38 protein-coding genes are annotated in these 24,319 nt (G+C 42.8%); 33 read left to right on the forward strand and 5 right to left on the reverse strand.

What is annotated here, in order from left to right; all coding sequences use genetic code 11:
* Nucleotides 1-6 precede the first annotated feature (6 nt).
* From H6571_19145 to H6571_19210, 14 genes are all read left to right on the forward strand, one after another.
* Nucleotides 7-291 (forward strand): hypothetical protein, encoded by a 285-nt coding sequence (locus H6571_19145; protein MCB9325863.1) that lies wholly within the window; start codon nucleotides 7-9, stop codon nucleotides 289-291.
* Between the two features lie 31 nt (nucleotides 292-322).
* Nucleotides 323-607, forward strand: a complete 285-nt coding sequence (locus tag H6571_19150; GenBank protein ID MCB9325864.1) for a hypothetical protein — start codon at nucleotides 323-325, stop codon at nucleotides 605-607.
* A 13-nt stretch (nucleotides 608-620) separates the two neighbouring features.
* Nucleotides 621-1,016 carry a hypothetical protein gene (locus H6571_19155; GenBank protein MCB9325865.1) on the forward strand — a complete coding sequence of 132 codons (396 nt, stop codon included), beginning with the start codon at nucleotides 621-623 and terminating at the stop codon, nucleotides 1,014-1,016.
* 290 nt (nucleotides 1,017-1,306) lie between these two features.
* A complete protein-coding gene (locus H6571_19160) occupies nucleotides 1,307-2,620 on the forward strand; it encodes a hypothetical protein (GenBank protein MCB9325866.1) in 1,314 nt (437 codons plus the stop codon).
* A 25-nt stretch (nucleotides 2,621-2,645) separates the two neighbouring features.
* Complete coding sequence (locus H6571_19165) at nucleotides 2,646-2,954, forward strand: hypothetical protein (GenBank protein ID MCB9325867.1); 309 nt, start codon at nucleotides 2,646-2,648, stop codon at nucleotides 2,952-2,954.
* 147 nt (nucleotides 2,955-3,101) lie between these two features.
* Complete coding sequence (locus H6571_19170) at nucleotides 3,102-3,395, forward strand: DUF3850 domain-containing protein (protein MCB9325868.1); 294 nt, start codon at nucleotides 3,102-3,104, stop codon at nucleotides 3,393-3,395.
* 38 nt (nucleotides 3,396-3,433) lie between these two features.
* Nucleotides 3,434-3,661, forward strand: a complete 228-nt coding sequence (locus H6571_19175) for a hypothetical protein (GenBank protein ID MCB9325869.1) — start codon at nucleotides 3,434-3,436, stop codon at nucleotides 3,659-3,661.
* The gene (locus H6571_19180) at nucleotides 3,637-3,954 is read left to right on the forward strand and encodes a hypothetical protein (GenBank protein ID MCB9325870.1); all 318 of its coding nucleotides are present in this window, start codon (nucleotides 3,637-3,639) and stop codon (nucleotides 3,952-3,954) included. The genes H6571_19175 and H6571_19180 overlap by 25 nt, the downstream gene beginning before the upstream one ends.
* A gap of 67 nt (nucleotides 3,955-4,021) precedes the next feature.
* Nucleotides 4,022-5,533: a hypothetical protein gene (locus H6571_19185; GenBank protein ID MCB9325871.1), complete on the forward strand. Its 1,512-nt coding sequence runs from the start codon at nucleotides 4,022-4,024 to the stop codon at nucleotides 5,531-5,533.
* Between the two features lie 23 nt (nucleotides 5,534-5,556).
* The gene (locus H6571_19190; protein MCB9325872.1) at nucleotides 5,557-6,543 is read left to right on the forward strand and encodes a DNA cytosine methyltransferase; all 987 of its coding nucleotides are present in this window, start codon (nucleotides 5,557-5,559) and stop codon (nucleotides 6,541-6,543) included.
* A gap of 5 nt (nucleotides 6,544-6,548) precedes the next feature.
* Nucleotides 6,549-6,839, forward strand: coding sequence for a hypothetical protein (locus tag H6571_19195; GenBank protein MCB9325873.1), 291 nt, complete (start codon nucleotides 6,549-6,551; stop codon nucleotides 6,837-6,839).
* 99 nt (nucleotides 6,840-6,938) lie between these two features.
* Nucleotides 6,939-7,163, forward strand: coding sequence for a hypothetical protein (locus H6571_19200; GenBank protein MCB9325874.1), 225 nt, complete (start codon nucleotides 6,939-6,941; stop codon nucleotides 7,161-7,163).
* A 230-nt stretch (nucleotides 7,164-7,393) separates the two neighbouring features.
* A complete protein-coding gene (locus H6571_19205; GenBank protein MCB9325875.1) occupies nucleotides 7,394-7,585 on the forward strand; it encodes a hypothetical protein in 192 nt (63 codons plus the stop codon).
* Nucleotides 7,578-8,003, forward strand: coding sequence for a DUF2335 domain-containing protein (locus H6571_19210; protein MCB9325876.1), 426 nt, complete (start codon nucleotides 7,578-7,580; stop codon nucleotides 8,001-8,003). The genes H6571_19205 and H6571_19210 overlap by 8 nt, the downstream gene beginning before the upstream one ends.
* A gap of 99 nt (nucleotides 8,004-8,102) precedes the next feature.
* On the opposite strand, the gene H6571_19215 is transcribed toward H6571_19210, so the two are convergent.
* The 4 genes from H6571_19215 to H6571_19230 are packed head-to-tail and all read right to left on the reverse strand — an operon-like array spanning nucleotide 8,103 to nucleotide 9,856.
* Nucleotides 8,103-8,696 carry an ATP-binding protein gene (locus H6571_19215; protein MCB9325877.1) on the reverse strand — a complete coding sequence of 198 codons (594 nt, stop codon included), beginning with the start codon at nucleotides 8,694-8,696 and terminating at the stop codon, nucleotides 8,103-8,105.
* A 3-nt stretch (nucleotides 8,697-8,699) separates the two neighbouring features.
* Nucleotides 8,700-9,293 (reverse strand): hypothetical protein, encoded by a 594-nt coding sequence (locus H6571_19220; protein MCB9325878.1) that lies wholly within the window; start codon nucleotides 9,291-9,293, stop codon nucleotides 8,700-8,702.
* Between the two features lies 1 nt (nucleotide 9,294).
* Nucleotides 9,295-9,615, reverse strand: a complete 321-nt coding sequence (locus H6571_19225; GenBank protein MCB9325879.1) for a hypothetical protein — start codon at nucleotides 9,613-9,615, stop codon at nucleotides 9,295-9,297.
* Nucleotides 9,575-9,856 carry a hypothetical protein gene (locus tag H6571_19230; protein MCB9325880.1) on the reverse strand — a complete coding sequence of 94 codons (282 nt, stop codon included), beginning with the start codon at nucleotides 9,854-9,856 and terminating at the stop codon, nucleotides 9,575-9,577. The genes H6571_19225 and H6571_19230 overlap by 41 nt, the downstream gene beginning before the upstream one ends.
* A 48-nt stretch (nucleotides 9,857-9,904) precedes the next feature.
* On the opposite strand from H6571_19230, the gene H6571_19235 reads away from it, so the two are divergent.
* From H6571_19235 to H6571_19325, 19 genes are all read left to right on the forward strand, one after another.
* Nucleotides 9,905-10,183 (forward strand): hypothetical protein, encoded by a 279-nt coding sequence (locus H6571_19235; GenBank protein ID MCB9325881.1) that lies wholly within the window; start codon nucleotides 9,905-9,907, stop codon nucleotides 10,181-10,183.
* Nucleotides 10,167-10,577, forward strand: a complete 411-nt coding sequence (locus tag H6571_19240; protein ID MCB9325882.1) for a hypothetical protein — start codon at nucleotides 10,167-10,169, stop codon at nucleotides 10,575-10,577. The genes H6571_19235 and H6571_19240 overlap by 17 nt, the downstream gene beginning before the upstream one ends.
* 169 nt (nucleotides 10,578-10,746) lie before the next feature.
* Complete coding sequence (locus tag H6571_19245) at nucleotides 10,747-11,337, forward strand: hypothetical protein (GenBank protein ID MCB9325883.1); 591 nt, start codon at nucleotides 10,747-10,749, stop codon at nucleotides 11,335-11,337.
* 30 nt (nucleotides 11,338-11,367) lie between these two features.
* Nucleotides 11,368-11,679 (forward strand): hypothetical protein, encoded by a 312-nt coding sequence (locus H6571_19250; protein MCB9325884.1) that lies wholly within the window; start codon nucleotides 11,368-11,370, stop codon nucleotides 11,677-11,679.
* Between the two features lie 4 nt (nucleotides 11,680-11,683).
* Entirely contained in the window at nucleotides 11,684-11,950 is a 267-nt protein-coding gene (locus H6571_19255; GenBank protein MCB9325885.1) for a hypothetical protein, read from the forward strand.
* Nucleotides 11,951-12,223: 273 nt separating this feature from the next.
* Nucleotides 12,224-12,370 (forward strand): hypothetical protein, encoded by a 147-nt coding sequence (locus H6571_19260; GenBank protein ID MCB9325886.1) that lies wholly within the window; start codon nucleotides 12,224-12,226, stop codon nucleotides 12,368-12,370.
* 3 nt (nucleotides 12,371-12,373) lie between these two features.
* On the forward strand, nucleotides 12,374-12,751 hold the full coding sequence (locus tag H6571_19265; GenBank protein MCB9325887.1) for a hypothetical protein: 378 nt from the start codon (nucleotides 12,374-12,376) through the stop codon (nucleotides 12,749-12,751).
* Nucleotides 12,752-12,763: 12 nt separating this feature from the next.
* Nucleotides 12,764-13,189: a hypothetical protein gene (locus H6571_19270; GenBank protein ID MCB9325888.1), complete on the forward strand. Its 426-nt coding sequence runs from the start codon at nucleotides 12,764-12,766 to the stop codon at nucleotides 13,187-13,189.
* Between the two features lie 197 nt (nucleotides 13,190-13,386).
* On the forward strand, nucleotides 13,387-13,962 hold the full coding sequence (locus H6571_19275) for an N-acetylmuramoyl-L-alanine amidase (protein ID MCB9325889.1): 576 nt from the start codon (nucleotides 13,387-13,389) through the stop codon (nucleotides 13,960-13,962).
* 18 nt (nucleotides 13,963-13,980) lie between these two features.
* Entirely contained in the window at nucleotides 13,981-14,550 is a 570-nt protein-coding gene (locus H6571_19280) for a hypothetical protein (GenBank protein ID MCB9325890.1), read from the forward strand.
* Complete coding sequence (locus H6571_19285; protein ID MCB9325891.1) at nucleotides 14,550-14,912, forward strand: hypothetical protein; 363 nt, start codon at nucleotides 14,550-14,552, stop codon at nucleotides 14,910-14,912. The genes H6571_19280 and H6571_19285 overlap by 1 nt, the downstream gene beginning before the upstream one ends.
* Nucleotides 14,913-15,128, forward strand: coding sequence for a hypothetical protein (locus H6571_19290; GenBank protein ID MCB9325892.1), 216 nt, complete (start codon nucleotides 14,913-14,915; stop codon nucleotides 15,126-15,128).
* A gap of 12 nt (nucleotides 15,129-15,140) precedes the next feature.
* Nucleotides 15,141-15,368: a hypothetical protein gene (locus H6571_19295; protein MCB9325893.1), complete on the forward strand. Its 228-nt coding sequence runs from the start codon at nucleotides 15,141-15,143 to the stop codon at nucleotides 15,366-15,368.
* Entirely contained in the window at nucleotides 15,361-15,648 is a 288-nt protein-coding gene (locus H6571_19300) for a hypothetical protein (protein MCB9325894.1), read from the forward strand. The genes H6571_19295 and H6571_19300 overlap by 8 nt, the downstream gene beginning before the upstream one ends.
* A gap of 19 nt (nucleotides 15,649-15,667) precedes the next feature.
* Nucleotides 15,668-18,109: a hypothetical protein gene (locus H6571_19305; GenBank protein ID MCB9325895.1), complete on the forward strand. Its 2,442-nt coding sequence runs from the start codon at nucleotides 15,668-15,670 to the stop codon at nucleotides 18,107-18,109.
* Between the two features lie 13 nt (nucleotides 18,110-18,122).
* Nucleotides 18,123-18,743, forward strand: coding sequence for a hypothetical protein (locus H6571_19310; GenBank protein ID MCB9325896.1), 621 nt, complete (start codon nucleotides 18,123-18,125; stop codon nucleotides 18,741-18,743).
* 18 nt (nucleotides 18,744-18,761) lie between these two features.
* The gene (locus H6571_19315; protein ID MCB9325897.1) at nucleotides 18,762-19,670 is read left to right on the forward strand and encodes a S8 family serine peptidase; all 909 of its coding nucleotides are present in this window, start codon (nucleotides 18,762-18,764) and stop codon (nucleotides 19,668-19,670) included.
* 32 nt (nucleotides 19,671-19,702) lie between these two features.
* A complete protein-coding gene (locus tag H6571_19320) occupies nucleotides 19,703-19,921 on the forward strand; it encodes a hypothetical protein (GenBank protein MCB9325898.1) in 219 nt (72 codons plus the stop codon).
* Between the two features lie 98 nt (nucleotides 19,922-20,019).
* Nucleotides 20,020-22,902 (forward strand): ParB N-terminal domain-containing protein, encoded by a 2,883-nt coding sequence (locus H6571_19325; protein ID MCB9325899.1) that lies wholly within the window; start codon nucleotides 20,020-20,022, stop codon nucleotides 22,900-22,902.
* 114 nt (nucleotides 22,903-23,016) lie between these two features.
* On the opposite strand, the gene H6571_19330 is transcribed toward H6571_19325, so the two are convergent.
* Nucleotides 23,017-24,189 (reverse strand): tyrosine-type recombinase/integrase, encoded by a 1,173-nt coding sequence (locus H6571_19330; protein MCB9325900.1) that lies wholly within the window; start codon nucleotides 24,187-24,189, stop codon nucleotides 23,017-23,019.
* Between the last annotated feature and the right edge of the window lie 130 nt (nucleotides 24,190-24,319).

The following is a 24,319-nucleotide window of genomic DNA, read 5'->3' on the forward strand; positions in this document are numbered from 1 at the left end:
ATGATTATGAACGAATTAATGAAATTTTTAGGCGATAATTTAACTAAATCCCAGTTTGATAATCTCCCGATTACGCTCCAGGTTACGCCAAACTTTCTCACTATGGCCTTAAAAGATCCGGGCCGTTTCGAACTCAATCAGATTCGAAAAATTGCGGAGCTCACTGGTACGGATGCCTACAAACTTGTTTTTGACTTTAAGCTGGGGTACAGCCGTTTCACCGGCCCCGATCTCGATGCCATCGCCAGGGAAGCGGGTTATACTTTAGGTTTAATCCAGGAAGCCGCTTAAAATGGACGGTCAAGCCATCACATACGAGCAAATGCAAAAACTACTGGACCAGAACGCCCAGATAGTTAAGACAATGGCGGCTATGCTTGACCAATTGGCAATGAATACCAAACAATGGTACACGCCGGACGAAGCATTGAAGGTTTTGGGATACTCCCCTACCCCAAATGCACGCCGTAGATTAAAATACTTAAGAGACAAAAATTTTCTGACCAGTTTCGGCAGTCAGTCCCCTTACACTTATGATGCACAACAGGTAAAAAAAGTGGCCGATCTCATTCGTTCCGGTGAACTTCATGTACCTCTCAGAACTTAACAAAATTTTAATCATGGAAACAGTAGCCACCACCAACGCAAAATGTATTCACACCGGGATTCCCTTAAGGTATGCCCCGACGAAGATCACGAAAAAGGCAAAACAGATCCTCAGGGAATATGTGGAAGAATTTGGAGTCGTTGGCCGATCCCTGGGGATTACCCTGGAATACGCCTACCGGAAGTTTAAGGACCAATCATTTCCGCCGCACAATCAAACGATTATGACAGCTGAATGTCAGAAATGGTCTCAGTCCGAACATCGGGATCCTCAATTGCCGTTTTCCAGGTACAGTTCGGGCCATTTTATGGGCATCAATCACTCCTGGGGGTCCGTGTTCACCTATGGCCCTGCAGATTACACCAAAGCCGATCCTTTGGAGATCATAGATACCATTCCAACGCACTAACAGATAAGTGTCAGTACAGCTATAATCTTTTTCATGGATTATAATTTGTTGGTTTCAGGCCTCCCAAAAGAGGGAGGCCGCTTTTTAAAAAATGTTTTCATTTGGTTTTTTTGGGGTGATATACGAGGCTGGCCCTACTGCTGTGGCCAGCCTCCTTTTTCCCTTAACCAAAAGTGAAGTAATGGTTTTCAGGTGGTTCGATTCCCCTGCTTCACCGAAACGGGCAATAGCTCATGTTATTAATTTAATTGAAGGCGGGTATCGAAAGGTACCCGCCAAAATTTACACAAATGGGGATAATAGCGATGAATCAGGCGGTTTATACCGTCAGACTTGGACAATCGAAGGCGCTCACAGACGGATTTTTTGAGCGATACAACCAGGACAAGACCCTGGGCGACAGACTGAGAGGCCAACACAAAAATCTGGCCGGCATTTTGATCTATTATTTTTCAAAAGAAATAAAGAAGGCCCAGGCGTTCGGTGATGGTGTCCGCGAAGGGGCATCCTTGCCGACGCTGCGCACGAACAACAGCCAACTGGCCCGCAAGCTTGGCACTTGCGAGAAAACCGTCAGAAACCTCCGCAAACGGCTCGAAACGGCCAAAATAATCATTAAAACAGTCTTTCACGGCTCAAATTCCAGCTACGAGCTGACCCTGAGCCCGGCCATCCTGCATATTTCAAAGCAGGGCGACAGCGAAAACCGGATCCTCTATTTTTCAAAAGCCCACGCCGCCACGGACTCTTTTTTTGACCCCACACGGAAAAATTTACCGCATACGGTAACCAGAACAGTTCAGGATACCAATAAATTAAATAAATTAGAAGGCGTCGATTTTCAACAAAAGCCTGAAAGTCAATCAGTTGAAGGTAAAAAAGATGTGGATAAGTTGTTGATTGGCAGTGGAAAAATGCCCGAAACGGTTGAAAATCAACAACTTGAACCTATTCAGGCTACGCAGGAACCAAATTCAGGTTACGAAACGAGCAAAAACCGGCAGGAAACCGCCCCCCCTGTTGCGGCGCACCCCCCCAAAGTGGCCCCGAACACCGTGGCGGAAGCCGTGGCGCACCAACCCCGGGAGATCCGGGACAAAATTCAGCGCCATGTCGATCGATTGTTTTCCATCGCCCTGATCAATTTGTACGATGGCCGGTGGCTCACCGACGACGAAAAGGAAAAAGGCAAGGCCCGCCTGGCGGAATACTTCGCTTATTCGGACCCTGACCGCTACACTTCCGGAGCCAATGAGATCACGACCAGGATCATTTTAGCAAAAAGATATGTTGAAAAACTCAATAGCAAGGGCCAAATTTTGTGGACCACCCCCATCCCTTCAGCTTATTTTGATTTTAGAATGGAAAAAGGATTTTCAAAAACAAAATCCTGGTATAAAAGCCACAAGAAAAAAAGGCTTGAGATAACGCTTAATACAACCCTCACCAAAGCCGTGAACTTTTACACGCGTTCCCTCGACGACGGCGCTAAAATAGGTCCCGCAGAAGCCTATCGGATTGTAACACAAAATTTAGGGAAAAAAAGTAAAGAATTGGTCCGATTATTTAACGAGCAAATCAGTGGATTAAAACAAACCGCTTGATTTTTTAACTAAAAAATTATTTCAAATGGAAGTATTAGAAGATGGTTATGTGTACGAGTTGTACCACCAAGAAAATCCAGGTGCCGAATATCTGAAATTCTTTCATAGAGGGATCGTCCCCAATCAAGATGGAATATTTGAAATTATATCTGAGGGTATTAGTAATGAAGATGTTATTGAAGTGCTTATTCACCGCATGCATTTTTTACAAAAACAGTTGCCTTGCAAGGAGAATACTAAAGTCATTTCAAAACTTACAGAATGTTTGGATTTGCTTGACGAGCGAACAAAAGACAGGCAGGATAGAGGTGTTTGGGGGAAATTATTGCCTTAAGAAATACCAATAAGGGCTTTGCTGCCGCGTTCAACGCCTGAATGGCTCGGTTTGTCCGTAGGACGGTAAGATTTGAATGAAAGAAGCCAAATAATTATACCCGGTGAGCAGCCACCAATTTTAAAAATACAAAAGCCTCTTAAGATGATGAATTCAAGGGATAGATTTTTGTTTGACAATAGGCAAACTGCTGGAAAGTATCACATCCTCAAAACCTGGCCAAAAGAATTCAGATCACTGGCCAAAGGGGAAAAAACCTTTGAGGTAAGGAAGAATGATCGAGGCTTTAATGTTGGTGATATTTTGATCCTCAGAGAATGGTGTCCTAAAACCAAAAAATATTCCGGATCAATTTGCGAACGACAGGTCATTCACATTTTGGAAGGTGGCCAGTTCGGGATAGAAAAGGAATATGTGGTTATGAGTCTGATTGTATTTTAACTGCTTAAGCAATTTGAACACTTTAAACAATAAATCCTATGAGTAATAAGCCAGATCGCCCCAAACCTTTCAAACTCGGAATCCGATGGATCAACAACCCGACAAAGATCTTCTATTTCAATTTTGAGAACATGGGCCGCCTTAAGAAAGTCCTGCACGGAAACAAATGGACAGGAAAATACGAATGGGCCGGAATATACCAAAACACGATTTTACTGGAAGAATTTAAAATGGATACCGGATGGCAAAGCGCACAAACAACATAAGGACCCTTAAGGGTGGAAAGGTGGTCATCAAACTAACGAAGCCCGTAAGAACCATTCTGCAAAGCGCGATTTGGTGGAGGTTGACTCACCTGGGGGATACAGATGAACTCAGAAGCACGATCCTTAAGGAAATTCAAAAGCAACTGCAGACTGACACCGAAAGATTAAAACTGCTGAATTATGAATATTTATGCCTGTTTGAGGACGAATTGGTTAATGAAATTCCCGATACTTTACAGGCTTTGATTTTCGCTACCATCAACCCCGACCTAAGACCTATTGAACTGAAATAAAAAACCCCGTCCGGCCATTTTGCGACACCCGAACGGAGTTATTTCTTAATAGAAACGATTCAAAATTATGAAAATCAGATTAAACTTACCACAATTGGGAGAAGTATTTTCACACGACGCACCGCTTTACAAAATTATCAAGATTGCGCTCCCTGCCTTTATCCTGATTTCATCCTTAACGGTTTTCGCTGGAGTGCGTACCCACATAGGGGAATATCTGGCCCAATATGCCTGGTGGATCACTATACCTGGGTACTCTTTCGCTTATGTGTTATTTTCCCTTTCCCCGGATGTTTTGAACGCTGTCCTGGTAGCCTACTTTGTGCGGTCCATCCTTAAGAAAAGATTTGAAGGCACCGACATTGTTTTGAACCTCTTTGCCCTGGGACTGATCATTTTCCTGACAAAGTATTCCTACAACATGAGCCAGTTTTCTGCCGGTTCCATGAGTAACGAAATGGGCAAAGAAATAGAGGTGATTGACTTAAGCAATATCAATGCAGATTACAGCACGGAAAAGAAAGAAATTCAGGCTCTTTTCAACACTGATAAGCAAGATGCACAGAACCATTACAACGAACAGGTAACACTACTGAACCAGCGTTATGAAAACCAGTTCATTCCCTTAAGGGAAAAGATCAAATCTTATGAGAAAAACAGAAGACCCGACAACACGAGCTGGACGGATAAGAAGATCAAAGAGCAACAAAACAAGATAACAGCCCTGGAAAAGGACAAACTCACGGAAGCAGACAATTTCCTTAAGGAAAAAGACCAAAAAATCGAAGATTTGAAGCAATCCCGGGACAATGATCTAAAGTCGTTGGGACAGGACAAAAAAACCGACCGGAATAACGCCCAATCCCTTAAGGAAAAAACGAACCAGGAAAAGGCCCAGGCGAATGATTTTTTGAAGAAGGAATTTGAAAAGATTGCAGGCGTGGCCATTTTCATTGTTTTGATCCTCGCATCCCTTAAGGAAATTATTCATTTCCGCAATGAAATAGATCCCCAGCCGATTATCAGCGAACTGGACTTCCAGTTTGACTGGTTAACGGAAATACTATCCTACCCTTTTGTTTATATCCAACGTCATTCCGTTAACAGGGTCCGGCAGTGGTACAAGAATCTTCCGGCCCTGGAAGAACCGCCAGAGGAAGCGGAGGAAATAATCGACTACAAAGCTTCGCAAAAGATCATTCCCCTCACACACGAAACACACGAAGAGCCGGAAGAGGATTCTACGTTTTTCAGACGCGGAATTCGTGCTTCCACAACCGCGAAAACTGGTGAGCCCTTTATAGCACACGAAAGTACCGCGAAAACACACGAAAAAACTGGTGGATATGCACACACGAAACCACCAAAATCCACACACGAAACCACGGAAATGCGAGCCGCGAAACAGCGCCTGAAAATGTACAAAAAGAAGCTCGGCACACAAAAGCAAAAAGCACGAATCCAGGAACGGGAAAAGGGAGAAATTACCCTTCGCACTCAGCAGGCCATTGATAATAATTTGGCCTGGATAGAGCATTGGGAGGATGTTTTGAATGGGGGATCAGGGACGAGGAAATAAAATGATAAATTAAATAAAATAATGTGGATTATACCGAAAAACATAACGAGCAGCGAATCCTTTCATTGTGTACAGGTTCAAGAGGAATTGAAAAAGGAATTGAAAAAGTTATTCCCGGACTTAGAACAGTCACTTATGTGGAGATCGAAGCTTTCATCATTTTCAACCTGGTGGCTGAGATGGAAGCGGGTTTGGTGGATTCGGCACCTATTTGGTCGAATCTTAAGACCTTCGATCCAAAACCATATTATGGGAAAATACACGGAATCACTGCCGGGTATCCTTGCCAACCATTCAGCCAAGCAGGAAAACGCCTTGGAAAAGACGATCCAAGACACCTTTGGCCGAATATACGAGAGGTTATACGAACAGTTAGACCTCTTTGGGCCTTCTTTGAAAACGTCGAAGGACATCTTAGCATGGGATTCAAGGAGGTACATCAAAGCTTACGAGATCTGGGTTATACGGTTGAGGCTGGCGCACCACATCAGCGGAAGCGATTATTCATCCTTGCATGTTCCGACGTTAACGAGCTCAGGAGATGTATGGCCGACACCTGCTACGAATATGGGAGCATATCAAAAAAGCCCTGGAACAGGAATAATAAGACTACAGCTTCCAAATGCCGTAAAAATGTGGAGTACTCCAATAGTTCCGAAAAGCAGGGAATCGGAATCCGAAATGAAAAGGAACTCGCCTACAATAGAAGCGCAGGTATTAATGTGGCCGACACCATGCGCATCGGAGGCAGAGAAGGCATGGAGCGGAGGGAATCAAGACAGTTTAACAAAAATGGCAGCGAATGGCCGGCTAAACCCGGCCAGCGACAATTTGAATGGGAAGAAAAAAGAACAGTTAAATCCGGCTTGGGTTGCACAGTTAATGGGTACAACTTTAGAACGGACCTTTTACGCATGTATGGTAACGGAGTAGTGGAGCAGGTGGCAGAGAAGGCTTTTTATCAATTGCTGGTTAAGCAGATTGAAAATTTTGATAAACTTAAAACATAAATCTTATGAAAAATCAGGGAATACTCTATCGCGATTTAGAAGAAAAAAAATTGCAATACAGAAAACAATTAATCATTGAAAATTTATTGATTGCAGCAGGAATTTATGGCGTTGGAATCATAGGAATTATATGTTCATCGCGAATCATAGAATTATTTCAAAAGTATTCATCGAAATGGCCAGAATTTCCGCTCAGTTTCAACCTTGAAGAAATTCAATGGAATTACTCAACCCTCATTTTTTTGATTATTCCTTATTCATTTTTCTGGCTTTCATTAATGTGGTTAAGGAAATGAGCGGGAATAAAAAAAATTTTCTCAGGAAAGTTCCGTTACATTTTCCGCAAAAAAAAACAATAACCAACGCTTATTTTTTTTAACATAAATATTTAACAAATGAATGAAATTAATGATTTAAATGTTGATTTAGTAAAATTAAAAGAGGTTGACAAGCTATTATTATCATTAAAAAATGCTGCGGACCTTGTTGATTTGAGTCCAAGGACTTTATCTAGATTTAACATCACAGGCAATTTGAGACTTTATAAATTAGGAGGAAAAGTGTATGTAAAACTTAATGAGTTTAAGGAAGATATATACAATATGCTAGAGCCTGTATAACATCATTCGAAAAAAAGTTCCGTTACATTTTAGGGCAATATATACCATATTTGCCCTTTTTTATTTAAGGCCTAAAGCCCATAAAGGCTATTTTCCTTCCTTAAATTTGTTAATTATTTGTAAGAAATTGCAAAATAAAGCAATTAAGTGGTAAATTTAGAAACAAATTATGATACATTCGCGTTACAAAAGCACACAACAACAACAGCAATCGACAACCTTTTAATATCATGAAAAGCCTAATCACTTCTACTTTTTCAATTTTTAAATTGATTAAACAAATCCTGTTTTTTGATACCAATACTTCTAAAAAAAATCTTAAAGGATTTCAAAATAGAAGCACAAAAAGTAATATTATGTCTGACTGGGAAGCAGTAGGGGGTGATTTATTTAGCGGTCTTCAAAAAATAATAAATGGCTAAAAGTAATCATCCCTCCCGAAGACGTAATACTAACCTTAAGGCTGCTAAGAATAAGAATGGTGCAATGATCGAAATCACTCAAGATTCCTTTGAGGGTATAATGCCGCATCCTGATATTTTGAATGAGTATAAGGCTATCCATCCGGATTTACCAGAGAGGTTATTAGCTATGGCTGAAAAGGAGGGTGATCATAGAAGGCTTTGTGATCGCAAACTAATACGAAATGCTTTTTGGACAGATTTACTAAATAACCTCTTCGCATTGTTGAGTGTAGGAGTAGTTGTTTTTCTATGTTATTTACTCATCAAAAATGATAATGCAGAGGAAGCTGCATCTGTTGCTAAAGTTGTTATTGTTTCCCTGGCCAGTGTTTTTGTTTTTAGGCGGATTATTACTAAGCCTAAAGAAAAATCTTAGTTTTCTTTTAAGCCATCAAAAATCTAATAAATTCATATTCTAAATAAAAAAGTTCCGTTACATTTTAGGGCATTACCTTACGTATATGCCCTTTTTTATTTAAGGCCTCACCTTCACAAATAACCCATAATGACTATTATCACCCTTCGCCAAAGCCTTCCGAAAAGCAGCATTCACCTTTTTCTGCGCTGCAATAATTCTTTCCGCTGAATCCGTCTGAATCCTGCTCTTCGGAAATATGGCATCCGTGGCACCAATGAAAGCCGTCCGGTAAAACGCCCAGATCCTGGGAGGCACATCAGTCGGCGCATGAAATACAAAAAACAGATCCAGCATTTTGTGGCGGAAGTCGATCAGGAGCCTCTTAAGGTAAATATCACTGTCCACGTTGCTGGTCAGATAACCCCGGCAGTCATCAAAAACAATAATCCCGTCCCTGAAATATTTGTGAATGTATTTCATGGTATCCTTCTCCTGGCGCATATAGTACACCTGTTTGATGCCCTTTTTGAATTTCCAGCTTTCTTTTTTGGTAATATCAATTTCCTCATACTGCCGCCAGATGGCGGGAGCGCCATTTAGGGTAATTACAATGACCCTTTCCTTCATCGCTTTGATGATGGTATGCGCCAAATAACTTTTGCCGGTCCCGTTGCGCCCCATGACCATGGTCACCTGTGCGTCTCTGTGCATTGATTATGATTTTATCGGTTGTACAGTCTGTTTTTTGGCTTCCACTTCCTTGCGGTCCTTCATGGCCTTATTCATCATCGGGGCATAACCAATCACCATGGCAGAAATAAACATCCATTCCAAGCTGAGGCGCATTTGATACTTTTTGACCAGGGCAGCCCCAAGCTCCACCTCATAATCATTCCCCTGGATCTTCTCTTTCCGGCGCCGGTATCGGTCGCTATCCATGCCGGAGATCATTCCAAAAGAAAAAGCAAATACTTTATCTATCTGGATCAACAGAAACTCCGCCGTGAATTTGTGTTCTTCGGTATAATCCAAATGGTCCGCCATTTGCTCGTCGGATTCTCCCGGGAGATCATCGTCCGGGTTATCTGGATCCATTTCGTCCTGATCATCCGATTCAAAGGCCGGAGGCGGGTCGATCTTCTCCCTGGGAGCTTTCATTTCTTTTATAAATGAATCTACGTCACCCGTTGCCTGTTTGGCCGTAAAAAAATCATCGGCATTGGTGGCGGTTTGTTCCTCGATAACTTCCGCTGGTTTGATTTCCTCAACCGGTTGGGTCGGGTTTTCTTTTTCTGCTTGTTTGGCCATTTTATTTTGCGTTTAAAAGTTCACTTAGGGGAAAAGAAGAAAAGGGGGCACTCATGGTCATGGTCCCGTTTTCGTCCCGTTTAAGGGCATGCACGGATAAATTCAACTGTCCGTTAATAGCCACCACGCTATAAGCGATTTTATCCCAACCTTCCGGTAGTTTGCCGCCTTCGCTTTCCGGCCTTTCCATACCTTCCAATTTTTCGACAAATTGTTTTTCCAGTCCGGGAAGCATATTGGCGGCCATGCCCACCATTGCCGATTGAGGATTAAAATGTTCTTTAAAGCCCTTGAGCTTGTCCAATAGATTTTTGTCCGCCATTGATCTTGTATTTAGTTACGAAAATATTTTTTTGCCCCATCCGGTGAGGCTCCAGGGAAATAATTTTGTTTTCGAGTAGTTTGATGATCGAAGCCCGGACCCGCCTTTCCAGGTTGTATTGTTCCCGCCTGGTTTCATAGATGTGAATGAGCAGAGCCAGCTCCCTTACTGATAGTGCTTTGTTGGCCGTTTGCAGCTTTTTTTTGATTAAATAGCTTAAGTAGGTTCCGTACAATTCCATCAAAATAGTTATATTTGTACAAATATAAACAAATTAGTTGTAATAATCATGGGTTTAAACATTTCGAATAAAGTAGTATCACCCACTGGCAAAAGAATAGACTGCCGGGTAAAAGTCTCCGGTTTATTCGTCGAACCGTATGAAATCGATTTGAGGATTCTCAGCCGTGAGGTAATAAATGAAAACCAGATTGAGGATCTGATCGACCAGGTGATCGATCGAAAAAAGAATTGGAAACAAGGCAAGAAAAATCTGTCATTGAATCTAAATGGAATCAATGCCAATGCTTATATAACCAAAATCAAAAGCGATGCAGATAACAGCTAAAGACACGGCCGATTTTTACAACAGCCTGTTTTTTGATGAAGAAAAGAACCTGGTGGAGCCCCATGTTTCCCTTTTCATCAAAAGCGGGGAAAATCAACTGGTTATCCCAGACATAAAAATTACTGCCAAAAAAGAATTTCACCAGATCATTCTTGATTTCCACAACCGACTGTTAAAAAATGGGCCATTGGTATTGGAAGAGGCTGCAGAGCCTCCGAAGTCGGAAACGCCCCTGATCGACTTCAAAAGGGTGGAATACCGCGACAACGCCTATTTTGTGGAACAGCTCGATCTGGAGACGTTCAGGATCCTCAATGAAGAAAGGACTAAAGAGATCAGTTTGAAGAGTCCAACGGCAAAGGCCATCATCAAAAGATTTAAAGAAGCATTTTAAAAAGGTTGATTGATTTACAAGGCCCTCACCGCCCGGTGATGGGCCTTTTTTCGTTTTTATACCCATCATTCGCCCCGTGTCGGTTTATCGCCTTCTATCGCTTTGCCCGAGGATGTAATTTAACATTGTGTTTTATTACGCAAACGATTTTTCATAAAATACAATTCGTATGTACAATCAAAGAGTTGCAAGGCGAGTAAATAAAGTTCCTGCAAATATTCAAATGATCAACAGCCCGACGGTCGTACCCGTCTCTAAGGAGGTTGGTCCTTCCGTACCTGCCGATCCTTATATCTCCCTGACGGTAGATACTACCGATGCCGGTATTTTGGCCCCTGTGACTGTTGTTTTGTTTGATGCCTCAATGGGCTATCAACTGGCCAATAGTTTTGCCATGAACCCACTCATCAAGATCGTAGGGAATACCGCGGTTTATCAGTTCATCCTGAACGACCTTGGATCAAGCAACGGAAGTTACTTCGACACCATCCAGCAAAGGATTGATGATGAAAACGTGGCCATGACCCAATTCGGTCACCCAATCGAGATCCACGAATCCACCAAGGGCAGTCGTCCGAGGTTGCTTCAAACCATCCATCCGGGAATGGGTATCCACGAAGGGCAGTATCAGAAGGGTATCAATACCTTTTCTTTCCCTTTCACCGTAGGCAACAGGACCGCATTTGTATATGTCCAGGAACCTGGTATCAAGATCACCTGGGGATTCTACCAAAAGGCAGAACTGGGACGTATCAAGTAATCCGATTGCATAAATCGAAAAAAAAGCGATATGCTTTTACAAAATAATCCAACCTACTCAGGGTATTACAACCCGTGGGAAGGTCAAGGCGATACAATTGACACAGGTGGCGGATTTTCTTCCCCTGCGGATGCTCCTTCCGGTTTTTGGGACTGGTGGGGGGACCATGGAGATGAAGCAACAGATTTCGGCAAAAGTATTTTATGTATGATAAAACCGGAAACTTGCCGTCAAAATAGCGGCTATCCGCCATCTGGTCAACCAGCGCAAAACAATACCATTATGTATGTCTTGCTGGGGATTGTAGTCGTTTTGTTGATTGTTTTCATGTTCAAAAAGTAATAGAATGAACAATAATCTTTCTGTAAAAAACTCAGCGATCAGGCAGTTAAATGCCAATAAAGGATATGCAGCCACCTCAGAGGTTCCTGGTAAGGAAACCGTTGAAGCCATTGCAGCCGGATCACAAATCGAAAACAATCAGGGCTGGGACTGGAAGAAATTTGTCAACGGCACCACGGAGAAACGCACCTATTGGATTGCGGCAGGGATTTCCCTGGCATTGATCGTGTTGTTTATCCTGGCCGTCAAATACCGTTTTATCAAACTTTAAGGGCATGAGAATAACGCTAAACTGGTATATCATTGGCATTATTGCCATTATTCTAATAATCTTCATCCGGGCCTTTGATGTAGATCAGCTACTCGGTAGGGATTCGGATTAAAAAAATTTATACAATGAAAAATTTGCATTGGGCAGTACAGTTCATCCTTTTGTTTGCAGTCATTACAGCGGCCTTTTACGCTGGTGATGTCCTTCTCGAAAAGAGATATGCCAAAAACCTGCCGGCAGGGGAATAACATTCATTCAAAAAAAGAATAGATCATGTTGGAAGACTTATTCACCATCGAAAACGGCAAGGTAAAATTCACCGTAAATGTGGCCTTCGATCCGGTCAGTGCCTTATGGCTCGCAGGTGCCATTTTTGTCGGTCTGGTGCTGGCTCTTTTGATTTATTCCAAAATTCGCTAAACGATGAAAAGCATTTTTGTCGGTGGAATAGGTGTTTTAGGGCTTGGTTTACTGCTTTGGTATTTTTTGAAACCTCAGAAAGAAGGCAGCGACGACGCCGGAAATACCTGCATTAAAGTGAACCGCGAAAAGTTCAAGGTCAGGTGGATGGAAGACAACATTCCGGGCGGAATAATCGGGAATATTGCAAAAAGTATCTTCGGTTCTTCCGATCCAAAATTTGGCAATATAGTCAGCGGATTTTTTAAGTCTATCGATGTATATCCGTCGGAAGGAGCTGGAAAGTATTACAAAAACCAGATCACAGCCTATTACAATAGCCCTAACGGACTTCCCAGGTGGGAGGTGGTACAGGGGGAGCTGGCTTGTGATTCATTTTAAAAAATTATCATTATGGCAATCGAAAAATTTGGTTCCGGTGCTTATCAGGATTATTTCAAAATCAAAGGAAGCGGAACAACGCAGTCCATTGCCGCATTCGTCCAGGACATCGACGATGGCGGAACCGATGCGATTGAAGAAATTTACCAGGGAGCTAACCAGGGCATGGTCCTGACTTCCGGTGGAAATGTAGTGTCAATCACCGAATTCGTAAAATATGCGGAACTCGGCGGAACGGATACCATAACGGGCCAACTAATCGGTGCCGGGTCAAATGTAATTGTGGACGGAGGAGTGATGAAGAACCTGGTAGAAAAACAATCCGGCAATATCCAGGTACTCGAAGAAGGTCCTGAGATCAGCCTTTTAGAAACAGATGAACCCAGCGGCGACCTATCAGGAGGCGAGGATCCAGAAGCCAGCGATGAGCCGGAGTAGTTGAGGGGCCAAGATGCCCCTTAATTGATTTTTTTTCAAAAGTAAAATTTAAACTGTCATGAGTTTATCAAATTTGACAAGTAATAAAGTGGTCCAGGTGCTTTTTGTTATCGCTGCAGTATTAAGCATAATTGTGGCAGTAAAAACCCTGAGTAAAAAGAAATGCAGTTGCAATGATGACCAAGACCTAACTCCAATTGAAACTTAATCCGAAAATATTATTCTTTGTCCTGGTCATTGTCTTACTGTCGGTCGTGGTGTACTACAACCTTGGAATTGGTATCAAAAATATCACCAAATTCCTGCCAAAACACCCGACAAAACAATTTGACAAAAGGAGTTTAACTGTGATAACGGAGGCCGTGGTTCATCACACGGGCACAGATAGCAAAAGTACAACGATTGAAAGCATTGCAAAATATCACGTTGAACCCGGCAATCATATTTGTGACGATGGATGCCCCGGAATTTCTTATCATTTTATGATAAAACCAAACGGGACCATTTACCAGGTAAACGAATTGGAAACGGTAAGTTATCAGTGTGGCGGTTGTAATTACAATACTATCGGCATTTGCCTGATTGGCAACTTTAACGAAGAGGTGCCGACTGAAAAGGCCCTGAAAGCAGTGGCCAAAACAATAAAATACGTAAACAGGAGATTAGGCCGGAGTTTGGCCATTTCCGCCCATTACGATCATAAAAGTACATCATGTCCGGGCGACAACACCAACATGGACAAAATCATTGAAATGGTGTATCCTATGGCATGACCAAAAAAGTATGGAATCATGCAAAATATAGAAGTTTGGGTTATCAATGATGTATCAGTCCTTCAAGGTAACAGTAGTTGCCAAAATCCTACCTATTCATCAATATGTAATAAAATTACATCTGCTTATCAATCAGCTCAAACAAATGTAAATTTAGTTGATGCCTTTGCCCTGCCTGGCAGAAGCCAGGAAATAAGTCCAGTCGTAGAATATTTCAAATTAAAACATTTTCCCGCCCTTGTATTTTATGATCCAGATGGTGGATTGGGCTTTTACGCTATTGACGGCAATAAGATTACTGAAAAAAGGATAAAAAAAGCCTTTGAAATGGCTGAAAATTACACCTGGGATAACGCAACTGGAGGGTATATCAATGCTGATGGTGACAATGCAAACATAACGGATGATATGGAAACAAAAATAGGCGGATTAATGGGAGGAGATTGGGGTCTTCCCCTCGGTGGAATGTGGGGCGATTGTAAATCATATCTACCTGATTCCATGGACAAGGTTTGCGACATTCCTGTATGGCTTTATGCCTTGATCCTTTTATTGATCCTTATTTTATTAATCAAAATTGTGAGCTGATGGGATTTTGTTTAGGCGGAAAATGGTGCAGAACACAGGACTGCAAAGAACGTTGCAAAGGATGGTTTGGAGCTCAACCCGACATTGAAAGGTCATGTAAAAATGCCTGCAAGGCAAATTCTGGCTTAACCAAAGATGATTTTTTGTGCTCGGGTAACTGGATAGATCAGCAGATCATTTTTGCGGCTTATGGATACGATCCATGCACTGGAGACAATACTACGATTGAAGATTATTTCGATCCGCTGGATGACCGGGCAAGGGAAGACGCAAAACCTGAAAAATACAAAGATTTAATCATCATAGTAGCTGCCATCTTACTATTGGCATTGGCCGCTTTGATTTATATAAAAATGAAGTAAATGGAACCCGTTAGCGCGATAGCAAATGCAGTATCTGATATTTTCGGAGGAGTCGTGGCCCTCATTGAAGGAAGGCGGGAATCTAAATTTGGGAGGCTCCCGGACTGGCTCAGTCCCCGGGACTTCCAGCGCAATGACTACACCGTTGATATCATTATCGGCGCCATGCTTTTGGTGTTGATTATTGTGATCATCGGCATAACGAGAGCAAAATAAACGATAGAGGCGATGTTGAAGAATTATTTCGCAGAAAGGGCCACATTATTAGGATACAGTGGCTCGGCAACTTATTGGATCATGGAGCATTTTGAAACTGCAGCCGGAATTGTGCTTTCCGTGGCGATGATCGTTGCCTCGATCGTGCTACACGGAATAAAAATCAGGACGGCATTGAACCGTGAAAAACGTGAACAGGAAATACACGAATTGAAAATTAAAAAGGAACGAAATGGCTGATTTAAGCGGCATCACAGATTTGAACTTTATTGGCCTCATGCGCGGAGCTTATAAAGATCCTGTTTTTGGTCTGGAAGGAGTGGACGAGCTGGCCACTCTCGTGGAGATTCTTGAATGGCTTGGCAATAACGTCGGAGGCGGAGGCGGAGGCAGTGCAGGACCCTATGATGTTTATGACGATGATGCGGCGGCCGCATCCGGAGGGGTGCCCATCGGCGGTATTTATGTCCGATCGGCAGCAAGCGGTTTTAGCGGATTATTGGCTCAAAGATTAATTTAAATTCAACATGACTATAAAAATGAACTTCTTTAAAGATAGCGACAAATGGCTTTGGATAGCCATTTTCCTGTTGTTCTCCTGGGCAGCTTCATCCCAAACGATCATCAAAGGAACGGGCATAATTTATTTTGCGGACACCACCCAAATGAATGCCTTTGTGCCGAATATAGCCTATGCGGCGGAAATGGCCGTGGTGGTGAATAATGGCCGGCCATATACCTGGGACAGAATCCAAAGCAAATGGGTATTGATCGATAACGGAGGCACGGACGATCAAATTTTGTCTTTCGCCGGGACTACCTTATCCATCGAGAACGGCAACAGCGTCAATCTTTCCTCCCTGCAGGATGGAACCGGGACCGATGACCAGGTGCTAAGCCTGGCCGGAACGACCCTGACCCTTGAAAACGGGGGAAGCGTCAATCTTTCGGTCCTGCAGGATGGGACCGGGACCGATGACCAGGTGCTAAGCCTGGCCGGAACGACCCTAACCCTTGAAAACGGGGGAAGCGTCAATCTTTCGGTCTTGCAGGATGGAACCGGTACGGATGATCAGACCCTCAACCTGGTCGGTACAACCCTTTCCATCGAGAATGGCAACAGCGTCAATCTATCTTCTGTACAAGATGGCACTGGCACCGATGACCAGACCCTTGGGCTTACCGGTACAACCCTCAGTATCGAGAATGGCAACAGCGTTAATCTGTCCTTTATTCAGGATGGAACCGGCACGGATGATCAGACTATTAATCTGGTGGGCGATACATTGAGTATCGAAAACGGTAACAGCGTAATCCTGTCTGGATTCTTGAATACGGACGATCAGACCCTGAGCCTGGCCGGAACGACTCTGTCTATTGAAGACGGCAATAGTGTGGATCTGTCCGGATTGCAGGACGGTACCGGTACCGATAACCAGACCATCAACCTGGTCGGCACAACCTTATCCATCGAAGATGGCAACAGCGTGGATCTATCCGGATTGCAAGATGGCACCGGGACGGATGATCAAACCCTCAACCTGGTGGGCACAACCTTATCCATCGAGGACGGCAATAGCGTGGATCTGTCTGGATTACAGGATGGCACCGGAACGGATGACCAGACTCTGGGTCTGGCAGGAACAACCCTTTCCATCGAGGACGGCAACAGCGTGGACCTATCCGGATTGCAGGATGGTACAGGAACCGACGACCAGCAGCTGAGCCTGGCCAGCAATATCCTGACACTTGAAGACGGCGGAAGCGTAAATCTTAGCGGATACCTGGACAATACCGATGACCAAACCCTCAACCTGGTCGGCACAACTTTATCCATAGAAGACGGCAACAGTGTAGATCTTTCAGGACTCCAGGATGGCACCGGCACGGATGACCAAACCCTCAACCTGGTCGGCACAACTTTATCCATAGAAGACGGAAACAGCGTGGATCTTTCAGGACTCCAGGATGGCACCGGCACCGATGATCAAACCCTGAATCTAGTCGGCACAACTTTATCAATAGAAGACGGAAACAGCGTGGATCTTTCAGGACTCCAGGATGGCAATACTAATATTTATAATGCCAATGGCAGCTTACCGGCAGCAACGATAAGAAGCATTCAATTCGGCAGCAACGCCAGCCGTTTCAGATACCTGGATCCTGATAACGCGGATCAGTATTTTGAACTTTTTAATAACTCTACGCTCTCAGGAAAAGCCGGAATGTACATCCTTGATGATGACCTGGGATCAAATGGAAATATTGGCGAAATTGGCCCTTCTGTTTATGGGGTTCTGACGGCGGCCACCGCCAGTGTAAAAGGAGGTTTTGCCTCCCTGATCAATACTCCCGGAACGACATTTTTTGCAGTGGATGGTTCAAATATAGCCAGGATTCAGTCTTCCGCAGCTGATTATCGAATAGGGAACCCGGGAACTTCTGCAACCCTATTGCAAACTTCAACACAAAGCTGGGTAGTTACCTATGATGATCATACTGGAAATTTATATAAACAAGCATTTCCAACCCCTACAACTTTAACACATTATCACGCACAACTGGATAAGGGTAATACCTCTACCGGCGATAGTTTCACGGGTGGTTCATATAAATTTTTAGTTGGTGGATATGGTTTAAATGCGTCAGAATTAAATGGTTTTTCTTATAATTCTGGAACCGGAGAACTTACATACACAGGCGCAAGTGGAAAAAATTTTCTTATTAATATTTCTATGAATATTAAAACTTCTTCTAAATTGACAGAAGTAGTTTTTGATCTATGGCAGGGTGGTACAATCTCTACCACCACTGGAGAATTTGTAATTTCTCCAAACACAGAAAGTTCCTGGCAAACTCTAAGTTTCAATAAAGTAGTACGTAATTTATCTACCAGTACAATATTTAAGTTTTCTCTTAAATCAACATATTCTGAAACATTAGAGTATAAAAATATACACATATCTTTTACTGAATTTTAATTAAAAAACAATTATGAAACGCTTTTTGATCATTTTGATGACCGTGCTTTTTACGGTTCAGTTATTTTCCCAGGAAATCGAAATTCCCCGAAGTTACGAACGTCAAATTAAACGCCAGTCCAAAAAGGTGGAACGCCTTGAGGAAAAGCATGACGTAGTATTAGACCCGGAGGCTACCATCCCGCTTTTACAAACCTTTGATAATGATCCGACAGCCATTGAAAACTGGGGGATAAAATACCTGGAATTTGACCAATACAGGGACAAAATCAAGGCAAAAAAAGATAAAAGGAAGGTCCTGATCGTCATCTTTGACACCGCCGGGGAATTGACGCATCCCTCACTTTTAAAGGCAGCCCTGAAAGGATATTCATACACGGGTGAACCCCTGGCGGATGAGCATGGCCACGCCACCCATGTAGCGGGAATTATGGCTTCCGATTTTACCAATATCGGGCTTTTGCAGGTTTTGATCGATGAAGGTTATGTGAAACTTCTCCCGGCCAAAATATTGCACAACCAGGGATGGGGCGATAAACCCGAAATCATTGCAGGTGTAAAGGATATTCTCAATAAAGTCCAGGTATATGTGGACAATGGATGGCTGGTGATTTTCAACAACTCCTGGGGATGATCGCAGCTGATTGAGGAATTGGTTCCCCTTTATGCGGAAGCCGAAAAAAAGGGTATTATCGTATGCGCCGCTTCCGGAAATAATGGCAGCAGTCAGGTATCCAATCCGGCCTCCATCAAAAATGTTATTGCCGTCGGGGCCTTGCAACAGAATGAAAAGGGGGAAGTGAGCCGGGCACCTTATTCCCAATACGGGGAAGCGTTGGAATTCGTGGCCCCGGGTTCTAATATTTACAGCACCTATAAAAATGGCAGTTTTGCCTTTCTTTCCGGTACCTCGATGGCAACACCGGAAGAAGTCGCTTGTCTGGCCATAACAGGGTCATACCACAGTCAAAACACCCCTTTGGAAATTGTTTCTCATGTAAGAAAAAACGCCAATGATCTTCCCCCTGCAGGTAAGGATATTTTTACAGGCTACGGAAGTACCCCCATTGGCAACCTACTCGATAATATTCCTGAAAAAATTGGTGATGAACCCGACGACCCGGAAGATCCAGGCCAGGATAGCATTGTGATTAAAAAGGAACGCATCATTACCCTTCCGGTTAATGATCTGAAAATGGTTTGGGGTATTGGTTCCTTCAACGATCAGCGCCCTATCATGGTGGATCTGGTTTTAAATATCACTTCCAACCGCTTGGCAGAATTAACCTATGATGAGGCCGTTAATCTTGCGAATACCTTTTTCGGACGAACGGGATTGACGTTCTCAGACAAGAAGGCCGACGTTTACGACGCAGCAGAATGGACCGCAAGGTTTTACCACCGACACGCCAACGAAAAACAGGATGTTTATAAAGTAGGCATCAAACAGATTACCGTGACGGATGAAAAAGGCCGCACATTTACCCGGTTTGGAGAAGATCTAAAGATTTCCGAAAATGTAAGATTTGAAGATATTCCGATCCTGACGCAATTGAAGTAAATCGATTTATAAAATTCAAAACCACTCACACTATGTTCACTAAAGATAAAAACACAACAATCGCCGGGATACTGGCCTTTGTTTCCTTGCTGGCCGGCCAGCTTCAATCAATGTTTGATGCAGATCCTTTGACCAATCCGGAATGGTCCTTAATTGTTTCAGCGCTTTTTGTGTTGATCGGATTGCTTAGGGCCAAAGATTCTGTAAAAGAAAATCCGGAAACAAAAGAATTGAACCGAAGAAACGCTTAATCAAAAGGGCGGTACATTAGTTTTCATAAGTTTACAATAAGCAGCGGGTAATTCACCTTTGGGTGGACTGCCCGTTTTTTGCTTAAACCTAAATCAATATGCCATACAATTTTTCAAAATCGGATATTCCTTACCAAACGGCTTATGAGGCCCATAGAGGCACCTCTTTTTCTCCTGAACGGCGGGCGAAGAGTGATCAGGAAAGTTATTATCAGGATTTAAAAAATGCGTATGATGAACTTCATGCCCTGGCGGTCAAATGGGATGCCGTAGATAAGTTTGAAAAGCGGTTTGGCTATTTTGTGGATGGGTATAAAAAGAGGTACCTCGATTATTTGTACAGCCAACACGGCTGGGTAAGTACCATGATTGCGGGACCATCCAATTTCCCTGCGGCCCGGATGAATAAAAAAGGGGACCAGGTGCATAAGAAATTGAATGAACTGTTGTCTTATTACAACCTGCAGCTCAAAAAGATCAAACAGTACCTTAAACCCGCCCACCTCAAGCCGGTCAAGACCGGTCAGGATGGAGCCATCGACATCCTTCAAAAACAACTGGATGACCGCCTGGCTACGCAGGAAGCCATGAAGGCCGTCAATAAGATCGCCAAATCAAAGACCTTGAGTCGGGAGAAAAAGATCGAAAAGCTAAAAACCGATCTCAAATTATCTGATAAGCAGATCGTCGAGGTTATGACCCCGGATTATGCCGGACGCATCGGATATCCGGGTTACCTGCTCACCAATAACAACGCCAACATCAAAAGGCTCAAAGGCCGGATCAGCGAAGAAAAGAAGCTGGCCGTTCAAAAAGACCAGGGCAACAAAGAACATACATTCGACGGCGGCATGGTGATCGAAAACTTTGAGCAAAACCGCCTGCAGATCAAACACGATGAAAAGCCCTCCAGGGAGATTATCCAGAAACTCAAAGCCCGTGGTTTTCGCTGGTCACCCTATTACGGAGTTTGGCAGCGTAATTTGAATACTACTCCGATGTTTTATGCCACCAATATTGTTGGGGAATTGACCCCGGTTGCAAAAGAACCGGAACCAGCCGAAAACGTAGAAGATATTGAACTTTCCAAATCCGAGCAGGAAGCCATTGAAAAGCAGGTCAAAAAGCGGATGGAAGAAGTTGAAGAAGAGCCCATAAAGCCAGCAAAAAAAGAACCAGGGCAAAAAGAAAAAAATTCAACTTTAGCGGAAGAAGCAAAGATTGTCAGGGATTTCATAAAAAAGAAATGGCCCACTTCTTCCAAAAAAATAAAAGTCCTGAGCAAGGTGGATAAAAATTTATCTGCGAGAACGCATGTATTGATCGATTCCGGCAATACCCCACTGGACTATAAACTAAAAAACTGGTTTTTCAAAGTCCTGGGAGAACCAAAGGAACCCAATAATGTGGTAAAAGCTTATGGCATTGTTTTATACAGGCCCGAGCTGGTTGTCATTGTAAAGGCTATTCAAAAAGAAAATGAAAAATCAGAGCCGGCCGAGGAAAAAGAAGAATGTTCTCGAAACTTTTACATCAATAAGATCCACACCGACCCGGCACGTTTCCAAAACCGGGAAAAACTTAACAAGGAGATCATCAACGAGATTGCGGAGAACTTCGATGCCAACCAGTTCGACCCAGTGGTGATCTGGTATGATAAGCAAAAAGAAAACTGGTTTTTATTAGCTGGCCACCACCGACTGAAAGGAGCCGAAAAAGCAGGCCGCAAGATGGTTAAAACCCGCTGCTTTGAGGGAAGTGAGGCCGAAGCCGTCAAATACGCTAAGGAACTGTCAAACGCCAACAGAACGCTGGAAACGCCAATGGAGCGGGCAAAAATATACAGGGCTGACATTCCAGGAATGCACAAAAAGAAACTGGAAAATAAAGCTAAACGCCTGGAAGGTAAAAACTGGAATTTCATTCTTAACCTCGCATATTTAAAGCCGATAGGAAAGGTTTTAACGGCCCTGGCTGCCCTCGATCATAACAGCGACAAAACAACCCAGCAAAACCTGGAAAAGATTGCAGACTGGACGGGAGAAGCCCGCAGGATGTTTTCACAGCTCACCGATGCCCATGAAAATGAAATGTATGACTTCCTTTTGTCCAACTTTGCTAAAACTAAAAGTATTTCCCGAAAAACGGACTGGATCACCAAAATAAATGCCATGGTCCACCGCCTGGACTTCAATCCGGACGAACCGTTAAACCTCAAAAGGATTGCCTACAAAACGCAAGGAGAAAGCGAATACGAGGCGCAGATGTTTGCCATAGACGAAGAGATCAAAGCCGTTGAGAAAAGCAAACAGGCGTTAAAGGATCGTTTTAATGATCCAAAGGTTCCTGGGTATGTTCACCCGGATCTTCCGAGTTACGAGCAAATGCAAAAAGAGGCGGAAGTTATTTCGGAAAAACTGGATCAGAAACTTAAGGCGCTGAGAAAGAAGAAACTCGACCTCATGCAGCAAAAGGGCCGAATGATAAAAGGAGGCCTGGACCAGGGAAATTTATTTGCCCAGGTAATAAACAAAGTAGATTCAAAGGTCATTGAGATCAGGAAGGAGCAAAATAGACCGTCTGGCCAGTCTTACGACCTTTTACATAAAGAAATCCACATTCTATTCAGGAAAAAAGAGGATGAACCGAATGGCTTTATTTTTGTACGGCAAAATCTGAAATACATTAAAAACATTTTAGAAGTTGCCAAAAATGATAAGGTTGAATTTTCGACATCGGATGTTATAAAATTGGGCGTGATCATTCAGCCAATTTTGCAAGGAGATGAAGCAATAAAAAATGATGTAGGACGCTCAAATAAAAGAACGCTGGCCCCCACGTTTAATAATCTGCTCCGCTGGACAGGAAACCCCGGCAGATACGATTTAATTGGCGTAGATACCTTTAAAAATGAAAAACCGACCATCCTTGCCCGGAAGGTCAAAAAAGCACGAATATTTAATCTTTTAGGAATAAAATAAATTTGAATTATGGAGAATGAAATTTCAACCACGCAGGTAATTATATCTTATTTAATTTTTGCAATGGTGATCGCTTTGGGTGTCACTGTTGGGATAGCTGTTAGCAATAAGCTTTTATAGAAAAAAGTCAAAATCTTTTGCCACTGCAGCCGAATCCAGACCGGAGGCTCTCAAATAACTCCTTAAGGTTCTAATGTCCGTCCATCCCCCCAGGTCGGCAATTATTTTAATATTCATATTTTGCATGGCCAAATTTGTTGCTGCACTGCGCCTCGCTGTATGTGTAGTAACAAATTTCCATTTGGGGCCGCTTTCTTCTCCCTGCTTCACCTGAGCATCCACCTTCGCCAAAGCACACACCGTTTTAATATTTCTATTGCTTTGTGCATTGCTCCCAAAATCCATATCAAAGCCTCTTTTTTCCAGTATTTCCCAGGCTTCTGATTTTACCGGCACTATACATTCGTGACCGGTCTTTTGCTGTTTGTATTTCAAATAACGTTGTCCTGATTTTTCGAAAAAACTTTCCCGTTTTATGTTCCTGGAATCCTCAAACCGCATAAGGAAATAATAACTCACCAAAAACCGATCCCTTTCCTTTTCCAGCCAGACATCACTTTCCAGATTGACGTTTTTAATCGCTTCTATTTCATCCTCGTTAAGATATATCTTGTTTGATGGTTTACTTTGATGGACTTTGAATCTGTGGTGCTTATAAATCTCATTAGAATGCAATTCTTTATCCTCGGCAATCCTCATGACCGTTTTAATCACTTTGATGTGTTTTCCAAATCCGGGCAACCCACACCCTACCCCACCCAAAAGGAAGTTTCTGAAATTATCATAAAATTCCAGATCAATATCGTTAAAAGAAATATCCTTAAGTTTCTTTTCATCTTTGAACTGATTGATGCGAGTGATCAGGGATTTATAACTTTTTGCGGTATTAGGTTTGTGATCAGTAAACCCGTTTTGGATATCGTTGTAATAAGAGTTGAGAAAGTCGATAAAACTGGTTTGCTTGGTTTTACCGATCAAATTAATATCACCGGATTCAATTAATTGGGTTTCAATTATCCGTTTTTGTTCTCCAATTTTTGCATTGATCCGAACATGGTTAGGATGAGTTTTTTTGACAAGTCCTTTTTTATTGTCAAACTCGGAAGGTAAGACGTGAAATTTGGTTTTTATGTATTTTTTTTCACCATTTGCATTAACATACAGCTTTATGTTACAACTGCCATCAGCTCGGGGTACATAGGTCCAAAGAATAGGTTTTACTTGCATCTTTGAAAAATTAAGAATTCTTTGAGGAAATAAGAAATAATTAAGAATAATTAGGCCAAATATACCCCAAAAAGACCAAAAAAACCCAAATACAACCCAAAAAAATAGATGTCATAAACACCTGATAATC

The organism is Lewinellaceae bacterium, assembly GCA_020636105.1.
Classification (GTDB): Bacteria; Bacteroidota; Bacteroidia; order Chitinophagales; family Saprospiraceae; genus BCD1.